This window comes from Glycomyces paridis, assembly GCF_004912155.1.
GTDB lineage: Bacteria > Actinomycetota > Actinomycetes > Mycobacteriales > Micromonosporaceae > Glycomyces > Glycomyces paridis.
On the sequence record NZ_STGX01000001.1, the window covers coordinates 295145 to 319392 of the forward strand.

At 71.0% G+C, this 24248-nt stretch carries 25 protein-coding genes; 13 read left to right on the top strand and 12 right to left on the bottom strand.

Features of this window, described 5'->3' with window-relative positions:
* The first annotated feature begins 16 nt into the window (after window positions 1–16).
* Complete coding sequence (locus E9998_RS01270) at window positions 17–469, top strand: hypothetical protein (RefSeq protein ID WP_136527887.1); 453 nt, start codon at window positions 17–19, stop codon at window positions 467–469.
* Window positions 470–514: 45 nt separating this feature from the next.
* Here the strand turns inward: E9998_RS01270 and E9998_RS01275 are convergent, their stop codons facing one another.
* Complete coding sequence (locus E9998_RS01275) at window positions 515–1123, bottom strand: TetR/AcrR family transcriptional regulator (RefSeq protein ID WP_240037452.1); 609 nt, start codon at window positions 1121–1123, stop codon at window positions 515–517.
* 85 nt (window positions 1124–1208) lie between these two features.
* On the opposite strand from E9998_RS01275, the gene E9998_RS01280 reads away from it, so the two are divergent.
* Window positions 1209–1964, top strand: a complete 756-nt coding sequence (locus tag E9998_RS01280) for an SDR family NAD(P)-dependent oxidoreductase (RefSeq protein WP_136527889.1) — start codon at window positions 1209–1211, stop codon at window positions 1962–1964.
* A gap of 168 nt (window positions 1965–2132) precedes the next feature.
* Entirely contained in the window at window positions 2133–3272 is a 1140-nt protein-coding gene (locus tag E9998_RS01285; RefSeq protein ID WP_136527890.1) for a hypothetical protein, read from the top strand.
* 58 nt (window positions 3273–3330) lie between these two features.
* On the opposite strand, the gene E9998_RS01290 is transcribed toward E9998_RS01285, so the two are convergent.
* The 5 genes from E9998_RS01290 to E9998_RS01310 all read right to left on the bottom strand — a co-directional run bounded on the left by E9998_RS01290 (window position 3331) and on the right by E9998_RS01310 (window position 8481).
* Window positions 3331–4116, bottom strand: a complete 786-nt coding sequence (locus E9998_RS01290; protein WP_136527891.1) for an ABC transporter permease — start codon at window positions 4114–4116, stop codon at window positions 3331–3333.
* A gap of 30 nt (window positions 4117–4146) precedes the next feature.
* Complete coding sequence (locus E9998_RS01295) at window positions 4147–5088, bottom strand: ATP-binding cassette domain-containing protein (protein WP_136527892.1); 942 nt, start codon at window positions 5086–5088, stop codon at window positions 4147–4149.
* Between the two features lie 355 nt (window positions 5089–5443).
* Window positions 5444–5962 (bottom strand): EXLDI protein, encoded by a 519-nt coding sequence (locus E9998_RS01300; protein WP_136527893.1) that lies wholly within the window; start codon window positions 5960–5962, stop codon window positions 5444–5446.
* Between the two features lie 299 nt (window positions 5963–6261).
* A complete protein-coding gene (locus E9998_RS01305; RefSeq protein ID WP_136527894.1) occupies window positions 6262–7035 on the bottom strand; it encodes a sporulation protein in 774 nt (257 codons plus the stop codon).
* 150 nt (window positions 7036–7185) lie between these two features.
* A complete protein-coding gene (locus tag E9998_RS01310) occupies window positions 7186–8481 on the bottom strand; it encodes a nicotinate phosphoribosyltransferase (RefSeq protein ID WP_136527895.1) in 1296 nt (431 codons plus the stop codon).
* Between the two features lie 201 nt (window positions 8482–8682).
* Here E9998_RS01310 and E9998_RS01315 point away from each other — a divergent pair, with 201 nt between their 5' ends.
* The 8 genes from E9998_RS01315 (at window position 8683) to E9998_RS01350 (ending at window position 16720) form a co-directional block, all read left to right on the top strand.
* Window positions 8683–9165 carry a M67 family metallopeptidase gene (locus E9998_RS01315; RefSeq protein WP_275669482.1) on the top strand — a complete coding sequence of 161 codons (483 nt, stop codon included), beginning with the start codon at window positions 8683–8685 and terminating at the stop codon, window positions 9163–9165.
* Window positions 9166–9272: 107 nt separating this feature from the next.
* On the top strand, window positions 9273–9551 hold the full coding sequence (locus tag E9998_RS01320; RefSeq protein WP_136527896.1) for a MoaD/ThiS family protein: 279 nt from the start codon (window positions 9273–9275) through the stop codon (window positions 9549–9551).
* Between the two features lie 18 nt (window positions 9552–9569).
* The gene (locus E9998_RS01325) at window positions 9570–10520 is read left to right on the top strand and encodes a PLP-dependent cysteine synthase family protein (RefSeq protein WP_136527897.1); all 951 of its coding nucleotides are present in this window, start codon (window positions 9570–9572) and stop codon (window positions 10518–10520) included.
* Between the two features lie 179 nt (window positions 10521–10699).
* Window positions 10700–11122, top strand: coding sequence for a hypothetical protein (locus E9998_RS01330; RefSeq protein WP_136527898.1), 423 nt, complete (start codon window positions 10700–10702; stop codon window positions 11120–11122).
* 203 nt (window positions 11123–11325) lie between these two features.
* On the top strand, window positions 11326–12171 hold the full coding sequence (gene murI / locus E9998_RS01335; protein ID WP_136527899.1) for a glutamate racemase: 846 nt from the start codon (window positions 11326–11328) through the stop codon (window positions 12169–12171).
* Window positions 12168–12926, top strand: a complete 759-nt coding sequence (locus E9998_RS01340) for an MBL fold metallo-hydrolase (RefSeq protein ID WP_136527900.1) — start codon at window positions 12168–12170, stop codon at window positions 12924–12926. Before murI ends, E9998_RS01340 begins: the two co-directional genes overlap by 4 nt.
* Before the next feature lie 207 nt (window positions 12927–13133).
* Window positions 13134–14996, top strand: coding sequence for a hypothetical protein (locus tag E9998_RS01345; protein WP_136527901.1), 1863 nt, complete (start codon window positions 13134–13136; stop codon window positions 14994–14996).
* A 359-nt stretch (window positions 14997–15355) separates the two neighbouring features.
* The gene (locus E9998_RS01350; protein WP_420842400.1) at window positions 15356–16720 is read left to right on the top strand and encodes a deoxyguanosinetriphosphate triphosphohydrolase; all 1365 of its coding nucleotides are present in this window, start codon (window positions 15356–15358) and stop codon (window positions 16718–16720) included.
* Between the two features lie 8 nt (window positions 16721–16728).
* Here the strand turns inward: E9998_RS01350 and E9998_RS01355 are convergent, their stop codons facing one another.
* The 4 genes from E9998_RS01355 to E9998_RS01370 all read right to left on the bottom strand — a co-directional run bounded on the left by E9998_RS01355 (window position 16729) and on the right by E9998_RS01370 (window position 18961).
* Complete coding sequence (locus tag E9998_RS01355) at window positions 16729–17145, bottom strand: PIN domain-containing protein (RefSeq protein WP_136527902.1); 417 nt, start codon at window positions 17143–17145, stop codon at window positions 16729–16731.
* Window positions 17142–17375, bottom strand: a complete 234-nt coding sequence (locus E9998_RS01360; protein ID WP_136527903.1) for a type II toxin-antitoxin system VapB family antitoxin — start codon at window positions 17373–17375, stop codon at window positions 17142–17144. Before E9998_RS01360 ends, E9998_RS01355 begins: the two co-directional genes overlap by 4 nt.
* Window positions 17376–17440: 65 nt before the next feature.
* Complete coding sequence (trmB, locus tag E9998_RS01365; RefSeq protein WP_136527904.1) at window positions 17441–18133, bottom strand: tRNA (guanosine(46)-N7)-methyltransferase TrmB; 693 nt, start codon at window positions 18131–18133, stop codon at window positions 17441–17443.
* 39 nt (window positions 18134–18172) lie between these two features.
* Complete coding sequence (locus E9998_RS01370; protein WP_136527905.1) at window positions 18173–18961, bottom strand: hypothetical protein; 789 nt, start codon at window positions 18959–18961, stop codon at window positions 18173–18175.
* Window positions 18962–19328: 367 nt separating this feature from the next.
* On the opposite strand from E9998_RS01370, the gene E9998_RS01375 reads away from it, so the two are divergent.
* Window positions 19329–21863, top strand: coding sequence for a sigma-70 family RNA polymerase sigma factor (locus E9998_RS01375; protein ID WP_136527906.1), 2535 nt, complete (start codon window positions 19329–19331; stop codon window positions 21861–21863).
* Window positions 21864–21973: 110 nt separating this feature from the next.
* Window positions 21974–22477 carry a GtrA family protein gene (locus E9998_RS01380; protein WP_136527907.1) on the top strand — a complete coding sequence of 168 codons (504 nt, stop codon included), beginning with the start codon at window positions 21974–21976 and terminating at the stop codon, window positions 22475–22477.
* Window positions 22478–22569: 92 nt separating this feature from the next.
* Here the strand turns inward: E9998_RS01380 and E9998_RS01385 are convergent, their stop codons facing one another.
* The gene (locus E9998_RS01385; protein WP_136527908.1) at window positions 22570–23094 is read right to left on the bottom strand and encodes a PH domain-containing protein; all 525 of its coding nucleotides are present in this window, start codon (window positions 23092–23094) and stop codon (window positions 22570–22572) included.
* A 139-nt stretch (window positions 23095–23233) separates the two neighbouring features.
* On the bottom strand, window positions 23234–24241 hold the full coding sequence (locus E9998_RS01390) for a hypothetical protein (RefSeq protein ID WP_136527909.1): 1008 nt from the start codon (window positions 24239–24241) through the stop codon (window positions 23234–23236).
* Window positions 24242–24248: the final 7 nt, after the last annotated feature.

The following is a 24248-nucleotide window of genomic DNA, read 5'->3' on the forward strand; positions in this document are numbered from 1 at the left end:
CCGCTGTGAGCCGTCCGTGTTGACCATTACCGCCTCCACCCTCGACGCCGCCGCGAACGGCTACTTCACTGGGTGCCTGCGGTTCCCCGACGGCGAAGTCGAGTACTTCAGGTCTTCGCTCGGCCATTGGAGCGTCGAGCGGTATGCGGCGAGTTGGCGGGCGCAGTTCGCGGCATTGCGCCGTGGAGCATCAGTCGCGGTGCTGTTCACCGGCGTCGAGGACCCGCGCTCGGCGAACTTCGTCACGGGTTGGGTGGTCTACCGGCCCGGCGACGGGTTCCTGTATCTCCAGGAACGGCTCTTCCTAGACTCTCAGCTCCCGGTCGGCTGGGAGCTGCGCGACCTCGGTCGAACGGTAGGGGAGCGCACCACGGTCACCGAGGACGGCCATGCGGTCGCCGAGTGGCGGGTCCGGCTCGCCGACATCGATCCGCAGCGGACCGTGGTGGTCACCGGCGGCGTGATCTGAGCCCGCCGCAGCCCGTCGCGGCGGCGCTTCCGACCAGGTGTGCTGTCACCTGACCTCCGACTCCGTTCGTGGCCAGGCGTTCATCGCCAAATCGGCGACCGCGCGGAGGTCGCCGGCCGTCGCGCCGTCCTGTGCCGAGCGGGACATGCCACGTACGACGGCGGCGATGAAGTCGGCGAGGGCGTCGGTGTCGGTGTCGGCGGGAAGCTCGCGGTTCGCGACGCCGTCGCGGAGGCGCTCGGCGACGGCGTCGCGTGACTTGAGGCGGATCGCCCGCAGCTCGTCCTCGACCTCGGCGGCGTCGGGGCCGTGGTTGACGGCGCCGGAAATGACCAGGCACCCGGGCGGGTGGGCCGGGTCGGTGTAGTTGGCGGCAATCTCGCGGAGCATCCGCGCGATCGCGGCGCGGGCGGTGGGCTCCTCGGCGAGCGCCGCACCGGGGAAGGCGCCGTAGGTGTCCTGGTAGCGGGCGACGGCCTCGCCGAAGAGGCGGCGCTTGTCGCCGAAGGCGGCGTAGAGGCTGGCGGGGCGCACGCCCATCGCCTCGGTGAGCGCGGCGATCGAGGCGGGCTCGTAGCCGTGCCGCCAGAACACGCGCAGGGCCGCTTCGAGCGCCGCGTCTCGGTCGAACGACCTGGGCCTTCCTCTGGTCACGCACCCATTGTATAGCGATCGTTCAAGAATCTGGTAGCCTCGTGCCGACCTCATTCTTGAACGATCACTCAATAAAGGAGTTCCCATGTTCAGCCTCTCCGGCAAGACCGCGCTCGTCACCGGCGCCAGCCGCGGCATCGGCCGGGCCGTCGCCGTCGAACTGGGCCGCGCCGGCGCCTGCGTCGCCGTCCACTACGGGGCGAACGCCCAGGCCGCCAAGGAGACCGTCGCCGCGATCGAATCAGCCGGCGGCAGCGCCTTCACCCTCCGAGCCGACCTCGCCGAGCCCGGCGCGGCCGACCTCCTCATCGACGCCCTCGCCGCGGAACTGCGCGGGGCCCCGCTCGACATCCTCGTCAACAACGCCGGGATCGGCGCCTACGGCGGCATCGCCGAGGTGAGCGAGGCGGACTACGACCGGGTCTTCGCCGTCAACACGAAGGCCCTGTTCCTCGTCACCCGAAAGGCGCTGGCGCTCATGCCCGACGGCGGGCGCATCGTCAACACCGGCTCGGGCGTCACCCGCATCGCCTTCCCCGAGGGCATCGCCTACGCGATGACGAAGGGCGCGGTCGACGCGTTCACGCTCGCCCTCGCCGCCGAGCTCGGCCCGCGCGGGATCACCGTGAACACGGTCGCGCCGGGCATCGTCGACACCGATGTGAACGCGTCCTGGTTGCGGGGCAACGAGGAAGCGCACGCGGTCGCGGCCTCGCGGGCCGCGCTCGGGCGGGTCGGGCTCCCCGAGGACGTGGCCGGACCGGTCCTGTTCCTCGTCTCGGAGGCGGGTCGCTGGACCACCGGTCAGGTCATCGACGCGACCGGCGGCTCCAACCTGTAGCGGGCATCTTGGACGGACGGCCGCGGGGCTCCGCGGCGGAGCCCCCTCGCAGGGCTCCATCGACCCCGGTTGGCGGTTGACTACGGTGCGTCCCGACTGCGATACTCGGCGCCCCTGGTTTTCCCTATGGGGACCGGCCGTTCGGCCGTCCTGGAGCGAGGCGATGGCATGGCGACTATTGAGGAGCACCGCGAGGAATGGTTCCAGATCCTCGACGAATACCCCGATGACGAGAAGCCCGACCCGGAGAACCGCCTCGCCGTCGAGACCTCCTGCTCCGGCTTCCTCGGCAACATGTGGACGCGCGCGACGATGCCCGAGGTGCAGGGCGTGTCACTGCCGGAGCTGGAGATGGTGTTCATCCACTACTACCTCCAGAAGGGCGACGCGTTCTCGGCCGCGATGCTCGCGGCGATGACGGAGCTGGCCGACGCCCCCGGCGGGCGCCGCGCGGCGGCCAAAGGCGTTGAGCGCCTTGCCGAGACGGGCGTGCCCGTGCCGTCCTGGTATGGCGAGGAGGTCACGCTCGGCGAATGCTGGAAGGCCGGGGACCACTACGGGGACCAGCTGACCTACTTCTGCTCGTTCCGCGCGCCCAGCGGCGACCATGCGCTGTCGTTCACAGTGGACTATTCGGAGTACCACTTCGACATGGTCGTGGACTGCGACTCGACGGACGACATCGAACGCCTGCTCGAGCTCCACCGCGACCGGAACGCGAAGTTCGCCGACCGCCTGTTCGTGCCCGTCCAGGCCGACCCCGCCGAGCTCAACCCGGGCACGAAGCGCTCCTTCGAGGACTGGGACATCTTCTGCGTCGAAGGCGACGCCTCGCGCCTCGCGCCGCGGTTCCTCATGCTCCGCGAGTTGTGGAAGGCCCGGATGCGGTTGCTGCCGCAGATCGAGCCCGACGAGATCCGCATGCCCACCGACGACGAGCTGTCGCTGTTCGCCTCCGGGTTCGTCAACCACATCCTGGGGAAGATCGCGCTGCGCGCCGAGCACTTCGAGGCGATCCAGGAGCTCTGCTGGTTCCACGGCGTCAACGGCCCCAGGGTGAGTCCGATCCGGGCGTACGTGTTCCTGGAGCGGTACATGCCCGCCAAGTACGAGCCCGGCGACCCGGTCGTGGCAGCCGTGGGGGAGCTGTACGTCCCGTTCCTGCGCTGGGCCGCCTCGGCGACCGAGCTGCGTCCCGAGGCTTGGCCGTACTTCAAGTACAAGACCGAGAAACTCCTTGAGGCGTACCCGAACTGGAGCGCCAAGGACCCCGACTGCGCCCGCATCCCCAGGCCCAGGTCCCTCTGAACGACGAGACGACGACGCGGGCGGATCGCGACTTGCGATCCGCCCGCGTCAGCGCGCTTTAGCGCTTGTTGAACTTCTTCTTCGCGATCACGTACCCGAGCAGCGCCAGCGCCAGCGACCACGCGACCGTGAGGGCCAGCTCCTTGCCCTCGACCGCCGTGCCGGAGAGCAGGCTGCGGGTCACCTCGATGAACGGGGTGAAGGGCTGGTACTCGGCGAAGTAGCGGACCACCGTCGGCATCGAGTCGGTGGGCACGAAGCCCGAGCCGAGGAAGGGCAGGAGGATGAGGAACATCGGCGTGTTCGAGGCGGTCTCGACGCTGTCGGCGGCCATGCCGAGGGCGACGGTGAGCCAGATGAGGCCGAAGCCGATCAGGGCGATCACGCCGACCAGGGCCAGCCAGTCCAGCGCCGACGCCTCGGGGCGGTAGCCGATCGCCATCGCGACGCCGAGCACCGCCGCGACGCAGATGAACACCTGGATCATCGCGCCGAGCACGTGTCCGGTCAGGACCGAGACGCGGGCGATCGACATGGTGCGGAAGCGGTCGATGATGCCCTGGGTCATGTCCATCGCCACCCCGATCGCGGTGCCCTGCACGACCGCCGCGATCGAGGAGATGAGGATGCCGGGGGTCACGTAGAACAGGTAGGCGTCGCGGCCGCCGGTGACGCCGCCGAGCCCGTTGCCGAGCGTCCCGCCGAAGACGTAGACGAACAGCAGGAGCAGGACGACCGGCATGCCCACGAGCATGATCGTCAGGGACGGGTAGCGCTGCATGTGCTTGATCTGGCGGCGCAGCATGGTCCCGGTGTCGGACAGGGAGTAGGCGAGGGTGCTCATCGGAAGGTCTCCTTCAAGGGTTTCGGGCGGCTAGTCGGCGGTCGTCTGGCCGGTGAGGGACAGGAACACGTCGTCGAGGTCGGGGGTGTGGACGGTGAACTCGTCGACTTCGATCTCCTCACGGTCGAGGGCGTCGAGGATCTTGCGCAGCGAGTGCACCGAGCCGTCGGAGGGGACCTGCACGGTGAGCTGGTCCGGGTCCGATCCGGTGGCCTCCAGGGCGCCGACGGTGCGGTCGAGCTGGTCGGCGCGGTGCAGCCGCAGCGTCACGTGCCCGCCGGGCACGAGCCGCTTGAGCTGCTCGGGCGTGCCTTCGGCGACGATCTTGCCGCCGTCGAGGACGGCGATCTTGTCGGCGAGCTCGTCGGCTTCCTCGAGGTACTGGGTGGTGAGGAAGATCGTGGTGCCGCCCTTGACGAGTCGGCGGATGATCGACCACACGGTGCGGCGCCCGGCCGGGTCGAGGCCGGTGGTCGGCTCGTCGAGGAAGATGATCTTCGGGTCGCCCATGAGGCACATCGCGATGTCGAGGCGGCGCTTCATGCCGCCGGAGTACGTCGAGGGGGCCCGCTTGGCGGCCTCCATGAGGTCGAAGCGCTCCAGCAGCTCTTCGGCGCGGCGGCGGGTCTCGGCCTTCCCCAGGTGGTGGAGGCGCCCCATGAGCTGGAGGTTCTCGCGCCCGGTGAGGAGGGTGTCGACGGCCGCGAACTGGCCGGTGACGCCGATGAGCTTGCGGACTTCGTCGGCCTCCTTGTCGATGTGGCGACCGCCCACGAAGGCGTCGCCGCTCCCGGAGGGGATGAGGGTCGTCAGGATGTTCACCGTCGTGGTCTTGCCGGCGCCGTTGGGGCCCAGCAGGGAGAAGATGCTGCCTTCGGGGACGGTGATGTCGATCCCGTCGAGGACCTTGTTCTCGCCGTAGGACTTGGTGAGGTTCAGGGCTTCGATCGCCAGGGGCTTGCGGGTGTTCATGGTTCCTCGCTTCGCGGTGGTGCTGGTCGCGGTTCCGGTTCGGGGTTCCGCTCCGGGCATGTGGATACTCTGGCCGGGTCCGCTGACACGGCGCTGACATCGCCCTGACGCTCCTGCGTCGGCGCTGTCAGCCGCCGCGGGGGCGGGTAGAGGGTGAGCAGTGTGCCGAGGTCGAGCACGGGTTCACCTCGCCTTCGAATGTGCAATGTGGACAGTCGGTGGGCAGGGCTCCGCCGCTCTCGGCTCGGATTCGGGCACGCCGAAGGGCGCGCGGTGGTGCGGAAGGCGCCGCTCGGCGGCCCAGCGGCCGCGATCGGACGCGGGTGGAGTTAACGCGCGGTTCGGTTGCGCGCGACTAGATGTCGAGGTCCTGGATCGGCGGCGCCTCGGCGCTCGCGGCGACCATCGAGTACAGCTCGGCCGGGATCTTCGCCTTGAGCTCGTCGAGCGTGTCGACCACCTCGAGGAAGGCCTCCCCGGTCGTCGCCCCGAAGAACTGCTCGCCGAGCCCCAGGTGCTTGCGCCAGCCGGTCTCGGCCGTCATCTGCACGTAGTCGGGCGTCTTCTCGGTGTGGATGACGAACTTGCCCGACCGGGCGCGGTAGACGCGGTAGACCTCGGCGGTCTTGGCGTCCGAGCGGATCCACTCGCCGAGCTTGACGCCGGTGAAGCGCTGGCGCTGGCGTTTGCGGCCGGTGCCCGGGCCCACTCGGACGGTGATCTCCTCGAAGCCTTCGAGCCTGCCCTCTTCGGCGTCGACGTAGCGCGTGAGCGCCAGCGAGATGGCCCTGGAGAGACTGCCGCCGGAGAGTTCCTGCGCCCGGTCGTAGAGGGCGAGGTCCTTGTCGGCGACGTAGATCGTCTTGTTGGGCATAGCGGCATCCTAACCTCCTTCCAGGGGTCTCCCTCGGTATACGTATAGACTATACGTATACGTAGAAGCTTGGCAAGAGTGATCCCCGGATTTCTTCCGCGACCGGGTTCACCAGCGGAAACGGCCAGAGAACGGGCGGGCAGCGCCCGGAACCGGGGTGCGACCGCCGCCCGCAGAGCCGTAGGCGACCGTTCCGCGCCAGCGCGCAGCGCCCGCCTTCGCGGTGCGAGCCCGCCGCTCACGCACGCGAAAGGGCGGCCCGGTTCACCGGGCCGCCCTTTCACGTCGGTATCGAGGCGTCAGACGCCCTTCTGCGCCGCCAGCTGCGTCAGCTGGGCCTTCACGGTCTCCGTCACGTCCCCGCCCGCCGTCGGCAGCGAGAAGCGGATCGTCGAGTTCAGGTCCGGCGCGAGGAGCTCGGCCGAGTTGTCGGCCGCGAACACCACGTCCGTGTTCGCCTCGCCCGCAACGAAGACCACCTCGAGCTCGCGGATGCGCCCGTGGAATTCGCCCTCGGTCGCCCAGAACTCGACCTCCTGGTAGAACGGCACCGTCGCCCCCTGGATCGTCCCCAGCTCCAGGTCCGTCTCCTGGAACGCGAAGCCCAAGGCCTCCAACGCGTCCCACACCGCCTTGTGCACCGGCAGCGCCTCCACCGTCAGCCAGTCCAGGTCGCCCTTGTCCAGGGCCTGGTCCAGCGCCAGGTGCGTCGAGACGCCGAGCTTCATGCCCCCGACCAGCGGACGCGACTCGACGTTGTTGAACGGGGTCTCCCAGGGCACCTGCACCTCGAACGGGATCGGGTGGGCCGTGCCCTTGGCGAGGTCGAACTTGCCCGAGATCTCGGCGCGGAAGTAGTCGTGCACGACGCCGGCGGCGTCCTCGCCCTTGCTGTCGTCCTCGACCAGGGCGGTGAACTCGATCTCGACGCCCTCCACCGAAGCGTCCACTTCGGCGCCGGAGATGCGCACCTCGCCCTTGAGGACCCCGCCGGGGGCGACGTGCTTCTCGTGCAGCAGCGTGTCGATCTGGATGCCACTGCCGAGAAAGGCTTTGAGCTTGCTGAAGACCATTGGGGCGGTTCCTTTCGGGGAGGATCGCGGGAACGTCGGGAACGCGGACAGGGGGCAACCGCATCGTATCCCGAATGCGCAGGCCCACGTGTGACAGATCCCCGACCGCCGGTTTCGGACCGGCCGCGAAACCGAAGGGACCAAAAGGAACTATTCGCCCCCGCGGATCTGCACCACCGGGATCGCCGGGTCACCGGGCGACAGTTTCAAACCCTCCCAAGGGATCGAGATGAGACGCTGCCGCAGCAGCTCCCGCGAACCCTCCAGATCCGACTGCGCCAGCAGCTCCCCGCCGCGGAACAGCGGCACCTGGAGCCGCTTGTCGCCCGGCATCGACTCAGGCTCCCCTTGCGACACCACGACCTCCTCGACCGCCGTGCCCGTCGGCTTGTGCCGCCGCACCGCGACCTTCCGGCCCCCGTTGGTGCCCTTGTGCTCCGAACGCTTCGCGACCGCCCGGCCCTCCACCTCGACCAGCTTGTACACCAGCTGCGCCGTCGGCGCGCCCGAACCGACCACCACGGCCGTCCCCGCCCCGTAGATGTCCACCGGCGCCGCCGCCAGCGCCGCGATCGAGTACTCGTCCAAGTCGCCCGACACCACGATCTTCGTGTCGTACGCCTCCAACTCGTCCAGCAGTTCCCTTGCGCCCGTAGCCATGACGTCGAGGTCGCCGGAGTCGATCCGGATCGCCCGCAGCCGCGGCCCGGCCGCCGCGATCGCGTTCCGGATGCCCTGCGTGATGTCGTACGTGTCCACCAGCAGCGTCGTGTCGGTGCCGAACGCGTCGATCTGCGCCGTGAACGCCTCGATCTCGGACTTGTGCAGCAACGTGAACGCGTGCGCGCTCGTCCCCGAGGTCGGCACCCCGTACCGGCGCCCCGCCTCCAGGTTCGACGTGGCCGCGAAACCCGCCAGGTACGCCGCCCGCGACGCCGCGATCGCCGCCGCCTCGTGCGTGCGCCGCGAACCCATCTCCAGGATCGGGCGGCCCCGCGCGGCGGTCACCATGCGCGCGGCGGCGCTGGCGATCGCGCTGTCGTGGTTGAGGATCGAGAGCGTCAGCGTCTCCAGGAGCACGCACTCGGCGAACGTCCCGGTGACGGTGACGATGGGGGAGCCGGGGAAGTACAGCTCGCCCTCGGGATAGACGTCGATGTCCCCGGCGAAGCGGTAGTCGGCCAGCCACTCGGCCGTCGACTCCTTCACCACCCCGCGCGAGGTCAGGTCCTCCAGATCGGAGGGCTCGAACCGGAACCGCTCGATGGCCTCGCTGAGGCGGCCGATGCCGGCGACCACGCCGTAGCGGCGCCCGGTGGGCAGGCGGCGCCCGAACACCTCGAACACGCACGGCAGCTCGGCGGTGCCGTCGCGGAGGGCCGCTTCGAGCATCGTGTACTCGTAGTGGTCGGTGTACAGGGGCGTGCGCGGGAGCGTGACGGACATACGGGTGAGCGTAATGCACCCCGACCGGCGGCGGGCCCGGTGCGCGAGCCGCGCTCGCCTCCCGGCGTGATCCCCCTCCCACCCCTGGTCGCGGGCCCCGAGGGGCGCTTCGCGGACGGGCCGGTCAGGGGCGCCGGAGGCGCGTCTCACGCTCTGAGCGAGGGCTTCTGGCCCGCGGCGGTCGCGTGTACGCTTGCTTGCGTGTTGCGGATCGCGCATGAGCTGGTCGAAGCGATGGTCGCGCACGCCCGGGCCGACCATCCCGACGAGGCGTGCGGCATCATCGCCGGCCCTGAGGGCACGGGAACGCCGAGACGGCATGTCCCGATGACGAACGCTGCCCGCTCCACGACCTTCTACGAGTTCGACGCCGAAGAGTGGAAGCGCGAATACGACCGCATGTGGGACAACGACGAGGAAGTCGTCGTGGCCTACCACTCGCACACCCACACCGAGGCCTACCCGTCGCGCTCCGACGCCGGGATCGCCTCCGACCTGGGCCTGCCCGGCGCCCACTACGTGCTCGTCACCACCAAGGACCCCGAGATCGCCGAGGTCAGGTCCTTCCGCATCGCCGGCGGCGAGGTCACCGAGGAGCCCATCGAGGTCACCGGCGCCCCCGAGGCGGTCCAGAGCTACAAGTTCGCCCACACCCCCGACTCGACGGTCTACGACTGTTCCTGAGTTTGCACCGGGGCCCCCGGCCCCGGCACGCGTCATGCAGCGACTCGGCTGCGAACCAGACACATCGAGCGCCCCAAGGCCGCTCATCGAGCAAAGGGAAGTCCAGCATGTCCATCGAAGTCCGCATCCCCACCATCCTGCGCACCCACACCGGCGGCCAGAAGCTCGTCAGCGGCGAGGGCGAGACGCTCGCGGCGCTGTTCGACAGCCTCGACGCGCAGCACACCGGACTCAAGGCCCGCGTCGTGACCGAAGAGGGCGCCTTGCACCGCTTCGTGAACGTCTACATCAACGACGAGGACGTCCGGTTCATCGGCGGCCTCGAGGCCAAGCTCTCCGACGGCGACTCGATCACGATCCTGCCCGCGGTCGCGGGCGGCATGTAGCCGAAGGGGATCGCGGCCGTGGCACGCTACGAGGACATCACCGCCACCGTCGGCGAGACGCCGCTGGTCGGGCTGCCGCGGCTCTCGCCCTCGCCGGACGTCCGGCTGTGGGCGAAGCTCGAAGGGGCCAACCCGACCGGCTCGGTCAAGGACCGCGTGGCCGCCAAGATGATCGAGGCCGCCGAAGCCGACGGCCTCCTCACACCCGGCGCGACCATCCTGGAGCCGACCTCGGGGAACACCGGCATCGCCGTGGCGATGCTGGCGCGCCGCAAGGGCTACAAGCTCGTCGCGGTCATGCCCGAGAACACCTCGCTCGAACGCCGCCAACTGCTGACCGCCTTCGGCGCCGAGATCGTGTCCTCGCCCGCCGCGGGCGGCTCGAACGCGGCGGTCGCGAAGGCGCGCGCCCTGGCCGCCGAACGGCCCGACTGGGTGATGCTCAACCAGTACGCGAACCCGGCCAACGCGGCCGCGCACTACGAGGGCACCGGCCCCGAACTGCTGCGCGACCTCCCCGAGATCACGCACTTCGTGGCCGGGCTCGGCACGACCGCCACCCTCATGGGCGTCGGCCGCTACCTGCGCGAATACGCGCCAGGCGTCCAGATCGTGGCGGCCGAGCCCCGGTACGGCGAGCTCGTGTACGGGCTGCGGAACCTCGACGAGGGCTTCGTGCCCGAGCTGTACGACGAGAAGGTCCTCGACCGGCGCCTGAGCGTCGGCACCGAGGACGCGCTGCGCCGCACCCGCGAGGTGCTCGACACGGAGGGCCTGTTCGTGGGCCTCTCGACCGGCGCCGTGCTCCACGCGGGGCTCGCGCTGGCGCGGGAGGCCGAGCGGGCCGGACGGAGCGCGGACATCGCGCTGCTGGTGGCCGACGGCGGCTGGAAGTACCTGTCGACCGGCGCCTACTCCGAGACCCTCGACGAGGCCGCGAACGCCCTCGACGGCCAGGTCTGGGCGTAAGACGACATCGAAGAGGCCGGGCCCGCGCGAAGCGCGGGCCCGGCCTCTTCGGCGCGGGCGCGGGATGCCCGTCGACCTCGGGTTGTTCACCGCGGGCGGTCGTTTGCCCGGTTCGGCGGTGCGCGTCACCCGGCTGACGCGCTCCTGAGCACTTCTCGGCGACTTGCTAGCCTGGCCGAATGAGCAGCACCGGCCAGCAGCGCACCTTCACCCTCGGCCAGTCGACCGGCCTGCCGCGCCAAAGCGAAGCGCCGCAGATGGAGTCGGGCCCGCTCGACCCGCCGCGACTCGACGGTTCGACCGTCGCCTCCGACGACGTCCCCTCGGTGCGCCTGCGGCGCCTCGCCGGGGTCGCCTCGTGGGCGCTCGTGCTCGTGCTCGCGGGGGTCGCCTCCGCGATCGTGAGCCTGTTCGAGATCTTCGGCGACGGCCCGGGGTGGTTCACGCCCGCGTTCATCTCCTGCGGCGTCGTCGGGATGCTCCTGGCGATGATGGCCTTCGCGACCGTGCGTTTCAAGGGCGTGCCATGGATGTTCATGGCCGCCTCCTCGGTGACCCTGCTCGCCGCCTTCGTGATGCTGCGCGTCGCGGCCGCCGCCTGAGGGGCGCGCCTCCCGCCCAGGGTCCCCCCCCCACCCAGGGTGGGAAGAAACAGCACCGCTTCCGGCCTCGATCTTGGCGCCGCCCACTGACAGAAAACCCGCTCGCGCGCTGTAAATGTGGCGATCGCCACGTTGTCATTTTGGCGACATTCCCGTGCCGAGCCCGGGCGCTCCGGGCCGGAATGGACGTACGCTCGTAGCCCATGAACGACGCGCCCATCGGGATCTTCGACTCCGGTGTCGGAGGCCTGACCGTCGCCCGGGCGATCAGCGAGCTGCTGCCCGCCGAGCGACTCGTCTACGTCGGCGACACCGCCCATGTCCCGTACGGTCCCCGGCCCATCGCCGAGGTCCGCAAACTCTCGCTCGACGTCTGCGATCACCTGGTCGAACAGGAGGTCAAGGCGCTCGTGATCGCCTGCAACTCCGCCTCGGCGGCGAGCCTGGCCGACATCCGCGACCGGTACGACATCCCGGTCGTCGAGGTCATCCGGCCCGCGGTGCGCCGCGCGGTGGCGACCACCGGCACCGGCCGGATCGGGGTCCTCGGGACGGTCTCGACGATCTCCTCGGGCGCGTACCTGGACGCGTTCAACGCCGTCCCGGACGTCGAGGTGACCGCCGTCGCCTGCCCGGCGTTCGTGGATTTCGTGGAACGCGGTGTGACAACCGGCCGACAGCTCCTAGGCCTCGCCCAGGGGTACCTTGAGCCGCTACAGCAATCCGATGTCGACACGGTCGTATTGGGCTGCACCCACTATCCGCTGCTTTCAGGACTCATCGGACTGGTGATGGGAGAGGACGTGACGCTCGTGAACTCAGGGAGCGAATGCGCGCGCGAACTCTACCGCGTGCTCACCGAACGGGACCTCCTGGCAGCCCGGACCGGGCCCGCCGAACACCGCTTCCTCGCGACCGGCGACCCCGCCGCCTTCACCAGGACCGCCCGCCGGTTCCTGGGCAACCTGTTCCCGAACGCGGCGGCCGCCGTACTGGCCCCCTCGGCGACGCTAGCCACCCGCAATTCAGGAGGGCGTGAACTGCCATGAAACTCACGGTAATCGGCTGCGCCGGCTCCTTTCCGGCCCCCGACACGCCCTGCTCGGCCTACCTGGTCGAGGCCGGCGGCTTCCGCCTGCTCATCGACTTCGGCACCGGCTCCCTCGGCGAGCTCCAGAAGCACCTCGACCCGGGCCTGATCGACGCGGTCATCGTCACCCACCTGCACGCCGACCACTTCTTCGACGCCTGCGGGTACGCCGTCATGCACCGCTACGCCCCCCAGGCGCCCGGCGCGCCGGTCCCGCTCTACGGCCCCGCCGGGGTCGCCGACCGGATCGTGGCGGCCTACGGCGGCCAGGGCGAGCTGTGCCCGGCCTCCCTCCGCGACGTCTACGACTTCCGCGAGCTGGAGCCCGGCGCCTTCGCGCTCGGGCCGCTCACCGTCACCGTCGACCGGGTCGCCCACCCCGTCGAGACGTACGGCGTCCGCGTCGAGCACGCGGGCTCCTCGCTCGCCTACACCTCCGACTCGGGGCCGTGCCAGGCCCTCGAATCGCTCGCCGCTCATTGCGACGTGCTCCTCGCCGAAGCCTCCTATCTGGAGGGAAACGAGAATCCGAAGGACGTTCACCTCACCGGCAAGGAAGCGGGGGAGTACGCCACCAAGTCCGGTGCCGCGCGACTCCTGCTGACCCATCTGGTCGAACCGTGGAATCCGCGGGAGCGCACCCTCGCCGAAGCGCAGGCCGCCTACACCGGACCGGTCGAGGTCGTGCGGCCCGGCGAGGTCTACGAGTTCTGAGGCCCGCCCGCGCGGACCGCGCCCGGCACATCGAGGCGCCGCATCGAGACGCCGCTTTGAGGCACCGCGCGGACAGGCGCCGCATCGAAGGCACTGCCTCGAAGGCGTTGCATCGAGGCATCGACCCGCGCCGATCGCCGACCCGCCGCGGCGCGATTGGCACATTCCCGGGATACGACCGTTGCATTCGCGCCGTAGCGTCGAATCATGTCCAGCGATGCGAACCCACAGCAGTACTCCGGCCAGCCCGCTGGGCCGCCGCCGCAGTACCAGCAGCAGCCGTACCAGCCGCAGCCCCAACCCGGTTACGGGCCCCAGCCCGGCTACGGGCCCCCCGCGGGCCCGCCCGCCGGGTACCCGGCCGGCCCCCCGCAGCCGAACCCGTACGTGGTCCCCGGCGCGCCCGACCAGGGCCAGGCCGGCGGCCAGCCGCCGTACCTGCCGCCCGGCGCCTACGTGCCCGGCCCGCCGCCGCCCCCGCCGGGGCGCGGACGCAGCGGCAAGGTCGCCATCGCCGCGATCCTCTCCATCGTGCTCGTCGCCGCCGCCGCGGCCGTCGTGCTCTTCAAGTTCGTGTTCGTCTCCGGCCCCGACCCGGCAGAGAGTTTCCCCTCGTCGGCGAGCATGTACGTCGAGGTCAACTTCGACCCGTCCTTCGACCAGACGCCGAAGCTCCTCGAACACCTCGGCAAGTTCGACGACCTCGACTACGACTCCACCGACGACATGATCGCCGACCTCCTCGAGGAGTCCGGCCTCGAAGGCGTCGACGCCGAGAAGGACCTCACCTCCTGGCTCGGCAAGCGCCACGGCATGGCCATGTGGGAGCACGACGACCAGCCTTACGCCGTCGTCAGCCTCGCCAGCACCGACGCCGACGCCGCCGAGGACGGCCTCGCCAACCTCCGCGCCGCCGCCGAGGTCGACGAGGACCAGATGGCCTACAGCGTCGAGGACGACCACGTCCTCATGGTCGTCGGCGAGACCGGCGCCGCCGACGCGCTCGACGCCGCCCAGAGCGAGGCCGATTCCGACCCGCTCTCCGCCTCCGGTGCCTACGAGGAGGCCCGCTCCTGGCTCGACGGCGACCAGCTCGTCGTCTACTGGGTCGACATGGACGCCGTCGCAGGCCTCGCCGAGCTCACCGGCGCCGACGCGGAACTGTTCAGCCAGTTCTACTCCGGCCAGATGATCGCCGGCCTCTCCGCCTTCGACGAGGGCTTCGAACTCACCTACCGGCTCTTCGGCTCCGAGGACGACCCGTGGACCGGCTCCGAAGACCTCATGTCCACCATGGGCGACATGCCCGCCGGCGACTTCGCCGCCGCCGCGTACCTCCCCGAGAACCTCGGCGAGATCGCCGAGGAGTGGACCGGCTTCGCCGAGGACTTCTACGGCGACGACTACGCCACCTCCTCCGAGGACGCGGGCACCCCGCTCACCGACGCCGAGTACGACGAGTACGTCGAACTCCAGTCCGGCTACTACGCCGACACCCTCACCGACGAGGAAGAGGCCCGCTACCTCGAACTCGACTCCCGCTACTGGTCCTACGGCACCGAGGACGAGCCCTGGGCCACCGGCGAGGACTACTCCTACGGCCCCGACTTCGGCGAGATCGAAGAGGTCGTCGGCCAGTTCACCGACCTCCTCGCGGGCGCCAGCCTCAGCTTCGCCGGCGACTTCGACCCCGACTCCGAGGTGAGCGAGGACTCGATCTACTTCGCGGCCCGCCTCGCCGAGGACCGCGCCCAGGAACTCGAAGACCTCATCTCCGACATGTCCGGCGGCGAGCCGCTGCCCGACGGCGTCGAGGTCGACGGCTCCGAGATCACCTACACCGGCGCCTCGGCCCCGTCCGGGACGCTCGGCGAGGACTCGCGCTTCAGCGACTTCGCCGCCGCCGCCCCCGACAAGGCCGCCGTCGCGGTCTGGGTCGACCTGGCCGCCGCCGCCGAGACCTTCCCCGACGACTTCGAAGGCGTCGAAGCACTCTCGGCGGTCGCCTGGGCCCACGGCAGCGTCGACGGCGACGGCACCGGCGTCATGCGCCTCTACCTGACCGACTGAACCACGACCTGAACACGGCCCCCCGACGGCCACCAGGGACCGGCTGCGCACCGCGCGGCCGGTCCCGCCGTCGTTACGCCCGAGGAGAAGACGGGCCGGGCGAGCGGTCGAACCGGCGGACGGGGCGAGCCGGTCGAACAGGCCGGACCGGCGGCCCGGGTCGGCCAGGGGAGACGGAGTGCCGGAGCCGGTGCCCTGGAGACCAGGCGCCGCCGCGCACCGCGCGACCTGTCCCTGGTGGTCGTCTCCACGGCGATGGGCAGGACGAGCCCGGCGAGCGGTCGGCGCGGCCGGTCCCGCCGTCGAGCCGCAGGTACGCCGATCCGCCGCGATAGGCTCGACCGGTGACCGATCCCGCACTGCACCCGCTGGCGAAGCGCTGGCCCGCCGCGGAGCGGCTGGTGGCCGAGCCCGGCTCGGTGCGGACGCCGTTCCAGCGCGACCGCGCCCGCATCCTCCACTCCGCCGGGTTCCGGCGACTCGCCGACAAGACCCAGGTCCACACCGCCGGGACCGACGACTTCCTGCGCACCCGCCTCACGCACTCCCTCGAAGTCGCCCAGATCTCCCGCGAGCTCGGCTCCGTCCTCGGCTGCGACCCCGACGTGGCCGACGTTGCCGGGCTCGCCCACGACCTCGGCCACCCCCCGTTCGGGCACAACGGCGAGGACGCCCTCCACGAGGTGGCCGGGCCCTGCGGCGGCTTCGAGGGCAACGCCCAGACCCTCCGCGTCGTCAGCCGCCTCGAAGCGAAGGCCCTCGACGGCGACGGCGGCTCGGCCGGGCTCAACCTCACCCGCGCCTCGCTCGACGCGATGTGCAAATACCCTTGGGCCGCAAGCGAGGGCACCCGCAAGTTCGGCGTCTACGAGGACGACCGCGCGGTCTTCGACTGGTTCCGCGGCGGGGCGCCCGAAGGCGCCAAATGCCTGGAGGCCCAGGTCATGGACTGGTCCGACGACGTCGCCTACTCGGTGCACGACGTCGAGGACGGCCTCTACGGCGGCTACATCAACCTCGCGAAGCTCATGGACGACGCCGCCGAGCAGTCCGCCGTCTGCGAGGGCGCCGCGGGCCGCTACTGCGACGACCCGCCCGACGTCCTCGCCGAGGCGCTGCGCGACCTCCTACGCGACCCGCTCCTCGAACCGCTCCACGACTACGACGGCTCCTTCAAGGACCAGGTCGCCCTCAAGCGCTTCACCTCGGACATGGTGGGCCGCTTCGTGAACGCCGCCGCCAAGGCCACCCGCGAGCAGTTCGGCGACGGCCAGCTGCGCCGCTACGACGCCGACCTGGTCGTCCCCGAGACCGAGCGCGTCCAGTGCGCGCTCCTCAAGGGCATCGCCTGGCGCTACGTCATGCAGCCGCGCACCGCCGCGAACTGGTACACCCGCCAGCGCGAGATCCTCCACGAACTCGTCGCGGTCCTCTGCGACCGCGGCACCGACGCCCTCGAACCGATGTTCGCCGACGCCTGGAACCGCGCCTCCGACGACCCCGCCCGCCTCCGAGCCGTCATCGACCAGATCGCCTCCCTCACCGACGCCTCCGCAGAAGCCTGGCACCGCAAGCTCACGGCCGCGAAGCCGCCGACGATTGTCGACGTGCAGGGGCGTGCCGAGGCGCTTGCACGCTTCCGCCGGAGGGTGGCGGACGGTGCGACCGACGTGGAACTTCTGTCGGACAAGGAGAATTACCGCCCGAAGCCACGGCTCGACTGAAGTGTCGGTCAAGCGAGCGGACGTATGTCCCGCTCGTGCAGTTCGGGCATGACGGAGGCGACGGTGCGAAAGTCGTTGTCGACGTGAAGCACGGTCAGGTCGTGGTGGACGGCGGTGGCGCAGACGAGGAGATCGACCGGGCCGGCGGAGCGGTGGAGGCCTCGCTGGGTCAACTTGTACTGCGCGGTCTCGACCCAACGCCATGCCTGTTTGGGGACCGGGGCGATCTTGCCGAACGAGTCGAAGCGCTTGATCATCTCGTCTCTGTGTGCGGCGTCCTTGGCGGAGAAGAACATTTCGGCTCGGGTCGCTTCGCACGTGCGAAAGGCGCCGACGGCGATGGCCTCATGCCACGCCTGAAGCGAACGCATGTTTTTGGAGAGATGCCAGATGGCGGAACTGTCCAGCAGGTACCCGCCGATCATTCAGCGGCGTCCTTCCAAGCCTGCTTCGCGGCCTGATGCGCCGCTTCGGCGGCGTCGAAAACGCCCTGCTGACCTTGATCGAAGAGCCACTCGGCCGCCTTCAGCCGCTCCATGCGCTCGACGTATTCGGTGAGCGCCGTGTTGACGGTCTCCTTCTTCGTCTTCGTTCCCATCAGCGCCATGGCCTTCGCCAGGGCCTCGTCGTCGAGATCGATCTGGGTGATGGACATGGCGCTCCTCCTTGATGTTGATGACATACGATCCTAATGTACATCACCCACAAGGCGAGGGGGTCTCACCGGCGTTTGCGGAAGATGAGGTCGAAGATGTCGCGGCCTGCTTTGACGCCTCGGCGTTCGAACTTCGTGACCGGGCGGTGGTCGGGGCGGGGGGCGTAGCCGTCGGCCGTGTTCTCGAGGGCCGGTTCGGCGGTGAGGACGTCGAGCATCTGCTCGGCGTAGTCCTCGATGTCGGTGGCGCAGTGGAAGACGCCGCCGGGGCGCAGCAGTGCGGTGAGGGTGCGGACGTGGTCGGGCTGGATGATGCGGCGCTTGTGGTGGCGCTTCTTGGGCCAGGGGTCGGGGAAGTAGACGCGGACCTCGTCGAGGGAGCCCGGCGCGAGGGCCTCCCACAGCAGGGGGAGGGCGTCGCCCTGGTAGATGCGCAGATTGTCGAGGCCGCGTTCGGCGGCGCGGTCCATGAGGTCGGCGATGCCCTGGGGGTAGACCTCGACGGCGAGGAGGTCGCGGGCGCGGTCGGCGTCGCTCATGGCGGCGGCGGCCTCGCCGTTGCCCGAGCCGATCTCCAGCACGACGGGGGCGGTGCGTCCGAACAGCTTCGGGAAGTCGATCGGGCCGTCGCCGGGCTCCCAGTCCAGGCCGTAGCGCGGCCACAGCGAGGCGAAGGCCTCATCGTGGCGGGGCTTGTTGCGTCCCTGGCGGAAGTTGAACGTCAGGATGTGGCGGTGCTGCGGTTCCTCATCAGGCATAACCGTGCGAGTTTAGCCGCAGCCCCGCTGTGATCCAGCTCAGCGCTCCAGTTTCGCCGGGGCCTCGTAGGAGCGTCCGCGCACGCCCGCGGGCCCGTCGGGGCGCCGCGGGTCCGGGCGCGGCGGCGGTGCGGGCTCGTCGTGGAGGCCGCCGTCGTCGAACAGGTAGGACTCGCGGGGGACCTCGTCCTCGTCGCCGTCGGGCTGCTCGGGGACGTAGGTCGGCGGGCCGGTCTCGGTGTGCTCGGGCTCGGCGGTGAGCATGGCCTTGGGCACGGGACGGTGGAGGCGCTTGGCGCGTTCGCGCAGGAAGTAGACGTAGCCGCCGAGGACGAGGACCGACACGGCCGCGCCGATCCAGAAGCCGGGACCGGCGACGACGACGCCTATGAGCTCGACGACGGTGAGCGCTATGAGCACGTAGAGGATGCGGCGGTGTCGCCGCCGCCACCACTCGGCGCGCATCTGCCGGAGCCTGGCCTGCTCGTGCATCTCGGGGTCCTCGCCGGTCAACGACTGGTCGGGTCCCAACCGTACCGACTCCCCGCGGCGCGTGCCGCGCCGCTCCCACCCGCGGGCGGGCGAAGGCGCCGGATCGTCTTGCCCCGCAAGCAGGTCCTCGATCGGTATGTCCGATTCGCCCAGATCGGCGGTGCGGTGGGAGGTGGGGCGCGAGGGGCGGTGGCCGTCGCGGGTGAGGACGCGGGCGTCGGAGGAGGCCCGGTCGGCGATCATGCGCTCGTCCGAGTCGTAGCGGCGCACGAGCGCCGGGGTCAGGGCCAGCAGGGCCGTTGCGGCCAGCAGTGCCAGCAGGACCGATGCGGGCATCGCTCACCTCCTATGCGTCGTTCGCGCCGCGCGCGCGTTACCCCACGGTACGCAATGGCCTGACGCATTTCCGACAGTTGACTGGAACCCTGACGGGAAGTCCCAATACCATCACACCTGGTCACAATCACGTCTCAATTCACGGCTATGACCGTCTTTTGCCCTAAACTCGCAGCAATGTCCAGTTCGCGCGACTCGTGAAGCGAACCTCCCGATAAGCGCAACCCGAGGGGCGCTCGATCGTTAACCCAAGGGAGACATCGAGAGCTCCTCCCCGAGAAGACGAACGACACCTCGCCCGCGAGCACGGACCGAGCCTCCCCGATGGTACGAGCTCGGCACAACCAGGAAGGAGCCCCGGCGAACCATGCCCGAGACCGTACCCGCCGGAGATCCCCGCGGCGCGGAGCACGGCGCCCACCCGGGCCCCGACCTCGACCCCGAGACCCGCTCCGACCCCGAGCTCATCGCCGCCACCCGCGGCGGCGACACCACCGCCTACGCAGTCCTCTACGAGCGCCACGTCCACGCCGCCCGCCGCCTCGCCCGCATCCTCTCGCGCGACCCCGCCGGCGCCGACGACCTCGTCTCCGAGGCCTTCGCGAAACTCCTCCACACCTTCCGCCAGGGCGCCGGGCCCGACCTCGCCTTCCGCCCCTACATGCTCCAGACCCTCCGCAACACCTTCTACGACCGGATGCGCCGCGACAAGCGCGTCGAGTTCACCGACGACCTCTCCCCGCACGACACCGGCGAGCTCTTCGTCGACCCCGCCGTCGAGGGCCAGGAGCGCCGCTACGCCGCGCTCGCCTTCGGCAAGCTCCCCGAGCGCTGGCGGATGGTCCTGTGGCACACCGAGGTCGAGGAGGACTCCCCGGCCCAGATCGCGCGCCTGCTCGGCATGACCCCCAACGGCGTCTCCGCGCTCGCCTACCGCGCCCGCGAGAAGCTGCGCCAGAACTACCTCTCCGAGCACGCCGCCGACTCCCCGCGCGAGGAGTGCCGCTGGACCGTGGACCGCATCGGCGCGCGCGTGCGCGGCAAGCTCGGCGACCGGGACGCGACCAAGGTCGACGACCACCTCGACTCGTGCGTCACCTGCAACCTGCTGTTCGCCGAGCTGACCGAGCTGAACTCGGGCCTGCGCGGCGTGGTCGCCGGGGTCCTCCTCGGCGGCGCGGCGGCGCCCTACATCGCCGCCGGGGCCGTCTCGGCCGCCGGACTGGCCGTCGGGGGCCTCCTCGCGGCCGCATTCACGCCCTTCCGGATCGCCTTCAACTGGATCCGCAGGGTCGTCCAGCAGCTCGGCACGAAGGGCAGCATCGCGACCGGCACCACCGTCGCGGTGGCCGCCGCGGTCGCGGTGTTCGCCCTCTCCCTCGGCGAGGACGAGGAGGAGCCCGAGGCCGCCCCCGAGACCACGGTCATCCAGCCCGCCGAGGAGGCCGAGCCCGAACCCGAGGACGAGGACCCGGTGCCGCCCGACCCCGAACCGGTGCCCGAGGACCCCGAGGAGACCGAGCCCGAGCCGACCCCCGCCGCGGAGGACCCGGCCGAGCCCGAACCCGAGACCTACACGATCGCGCACGGCCTGGGCACCACCGGCCTCGTCGCCGGCGGCGAGGCCGTCCTCCCCATCCGCCTCGCGGCCCCCGGCGGCACCGGCGGCGGCTACGCCCCCCTCGCCGACCGGACCGAGTCCGCCGGACCCGTCCTCGAATCCGCCCCGAACGAGACCGAAACCGAGCCCGAGACCGAGTCGACCGGGCGCCGCGGCCAGGCCGCCGCGACCGACCGCGTCACCCTCGACATCACCATGCCCGAGGGCATCACCCTCGCCGCCGAGACCGCCGAACCGGGCTGGACCTGCACCGAGTCCCGCGCGGTCGTCCACTGCTCGATACCGCGGATGCCCGACCCCGCCGAAGCGCTCGTGCGCATCGCGATCGGCGAGGAGGTCAGCGGCTACCAGACCTTCACCGTCACCGTGGAGGGCCCCGGCATCAGCGGCACCACCGCCCTCCAGGTGCCCATCGCGCCCGCGGGCAGCGACGTCGGCTACGCCAGCCTCGACGCCACCGGCGTCACCGCCGCCGGGAACACCTGGATGACCTGCTCGGTCCCCGGCTGCAAGGACCTCGCGCTCGTCGGCGCGGGCGACCGCTGGCCCATGAAGGCCTACAAGCCCGGCGAGGCCCCCGCGGGCCGCGAGGGCGAGGCCGTCTCCGGCGCGGCCCTCGACGTCCCCGGCGGCGCCGAGGTCCTCTGGGCCGGCCTGTACTGGGCCGGGTCCGAGGAGGGCCTGCCCACCGCCGTCTCGCTCGCCGGGCCCGGCGGGTCCTGGACCGCCCTCGGCGCCTCCGACGTGCGCGCCGCCGCCACCGGCGAGCAGGCCTTCGTCGACGTCACCGGCCTCGTCGCCGGCGCCGGCGAGTACTGGGTCGCCACCGACAACCACCAGCTGCCGACCTCCGCGTGCGCGCAGTGGCCGGTCAGCGCCGACGCGGCCTGCCTCGACCCGCACTGGGCGGGCTGGTCGCTCACCGTCGTCTACGCCGAGCCGGGCGCCGCGGCCAAGGAGATCGCCGTCTACGACGGCGCCGCCGACGCCGACACCGCGATCGAAGTGGAGGACGGCGGCGAGGTCGACCTCGCCGCCACCGTGTGGGGCGGCTCGGCGAACCTGCGCGGCGACCGCCTCACCGTCGGCGACCAGTCCCTCGGCGAGCCCGCGACCTGCGTCGCGAACGGCGCGGTCGAGAACCCGCGCTGGTACGCCTTCGGCGTCGACGTCAGCGTCCACCGCGTCCAGGCCGGTGAAGAGGCCGTGATCCGCTTCGAGCGCGGCGACGACCCGTTCGTCGTCGGCGTCGTCGCTGTCGCCGCCCCGCTCGGCGGCTGACCGGCCGCGGGCCGCACCTCCCACGAGCTGGGATCGGAGCGCTCCCGCGGCCGTGATTCGCACCCGTTCGGCGCTGTCGCGAGGGCCCCGGGACGGGTAAGCTGACGCTGATGCCGACCACGATCGAGACCCCGCCCCCGGCCCCCGCCGGCCTGTTCCCGCGCGCCGCCGCGCTGCTGCGGCGCCACGCCGGGGAGCTCATCCGCTTCGCCGGCGTCGGCGGCACCGCCTACGTGATCGACATCGGGCTGTTCAACGTCCTGTTCCTGGGCCTGGACTGGACGGACTGGAGCGCCAAGATCGTCTCCACGATCGTCGCGACCACCGTCGCCTTCGCGGGGAACCGCCACTGGACCTGGCGCGACCGGCGCGGCAGCGCCGCCGCCCACCGCCAGTACGCGCTCTACTTCCTCTTCAACGGCGTCGGCCTGCTCATCGCGCTCGGCTGCCTGTGGGCCAACAACGGGCTCGCCGAGGTCTGGCCGCAGTACTTCGACACCGCGATCGCCAAGAACCTCGCCGCGAACTTCTTCGGCGTCGGCCTCGCCACGATCTTCCGGTTCTTCGCCTACCGCACCTGGGTCTTCCGCCACCCCGAGCTCGCCGAGGCCTGACCGGCGACTCCGCGAACGACGGCACCGCAGAACGACGACGCCCGCGTGATCCGAACGGATCGCGCGGGCGCTTCGCTTGCGGGCCTAGAGGATCACGTGCCGTCGCCCGCGGCGGAGCGGCGGGCGCGGTCGTCCTCGGCGAGCTGGTAGAGCAGGGCCTTGGTCTTGTCGACCTTCGGCACGTCGATGAGGTTGATCTCGCCGTCGTCGGAGGCGGAGTCGATGTTCATGTCGCCGAAGCCGAAGATCCGCTCCCACACGTTCTGCGTGTACGACACGGTGTTGACGCGGGCGAGCGGGATGTGGCGGCTCTCGCGGGTCACGAGGCCGTCGCGCCACATGACGCGCTGGTCGGTGATCACGTAGTGGGTGGAGCGCCAGCGGATCCACGGGATGACCGACAGCCAGACGAGCAGGGCGATGACGATGACGACCTCGGCCAGGACCAGCCAGATCTTGCCGTCCCAGTCGAGCCGGGTCGTGTAGGTGATGGCGATGGCGCCGATGGCCAGGAAGACCACGAACCACAGGACGGGGCCGACGCCCTCCTTCCAATGCGGACGGGTGTGGAGCTTGACCTCTTCGCCGCGGGCGAGCTGATCGTCGGGATATCCCACTGCGGACCTCCAGGAGTGGAAACGGGCGGGGGCGGTTGTTCAAAAGCACTGTAGTTCAAAAGCACAGTACAACACGGCGTCACCGGCCCGCGGCCCGCGATTCGGGAGGGCGCGCGCGGTGAACCCGGTGCGCGGCCTCCTAAGGGACCCAGCCGTTCTTGGCGGCGTGCCAGCCGAGCTGGATGCGGGTGTCCACATCCGCCAGGTCCATGAGCTCGCGGACCCGCCGCTGGACGGTGCGCAGCCCGATGCCCAGGCGCGAGGCGATCGACTGGTCGGTGAGCCCGGCGATGAGGAGCCCCAGCAGGACCGCGTCGTCCTGGTCGATCCGGTCGGGGTCGGCGGCCTTGGAGGTCGCCGGGACGCCGGTGAGCCACAGCTGCTCGAAGAGCGCTCCCGCGAGCTCCACGATGGAGCGGTTCTCGGTGATGATGGCCTTCGGGCGGCCGGGGTCGGGGACCTCGATGAGCGTCGTCCGGTCGTCCACGAGCACCAGCTTGAGCGGCAGGCGCTTGGCGAACCGCACCTCGTCGCCGGAGGCGAGCGCGTGGCGCAGGTGCGCGGCGTAGGGGTCGGCGTCGAGCACGGCCCGGTCGACGAGGATGCGGTGGCCGACGCCGCGGGCCTGGAGGCCCAGGTGCAGCTCCTTCTCGGGGACGGGCAGGACCATCGGGGGCCGCACGAAGGTGCGGACGGAGTGCTCGGCGGCGGCCTTGAGGCCGCGCAGGCGCGAGCGGATGGCGACCGGGCCGGTCACGGCCTCCCAGTTGCCCTGGTCGCCGCCGCCGGGGCCGGCGCCGGTGCGGCCGATCTCCAGGAGTTCGCGCAGGGCCTCGTATTCGCCGAGGGCCGCGCCGAGGCGGGCGGCGATGCGCCCGCCCAGGACGGTGTCGGGGCTGACGGCGCGGAAGCGCGCGTCGGTGCTCATGACGGCGAACCCGTCCTCGACCAGGCGCATGAGGCCCGCCTGGACGTCGGCGCCGGTCCGGCCGGACTCGGCCGCGAGCTGCGCGGCGGTGGCGTCGGCGCGGGGGAGCAGGAGCCGGTAGAGGCGTTCGCCGTCGGCGTCGAGCCCGGTCGGTCCCGGCGGCTGCCGGGCCGGCCGGGTGTCGGGTCGTGCGTCGTCGCCGTGCGTTCGGTCGGTCAATCCGCCA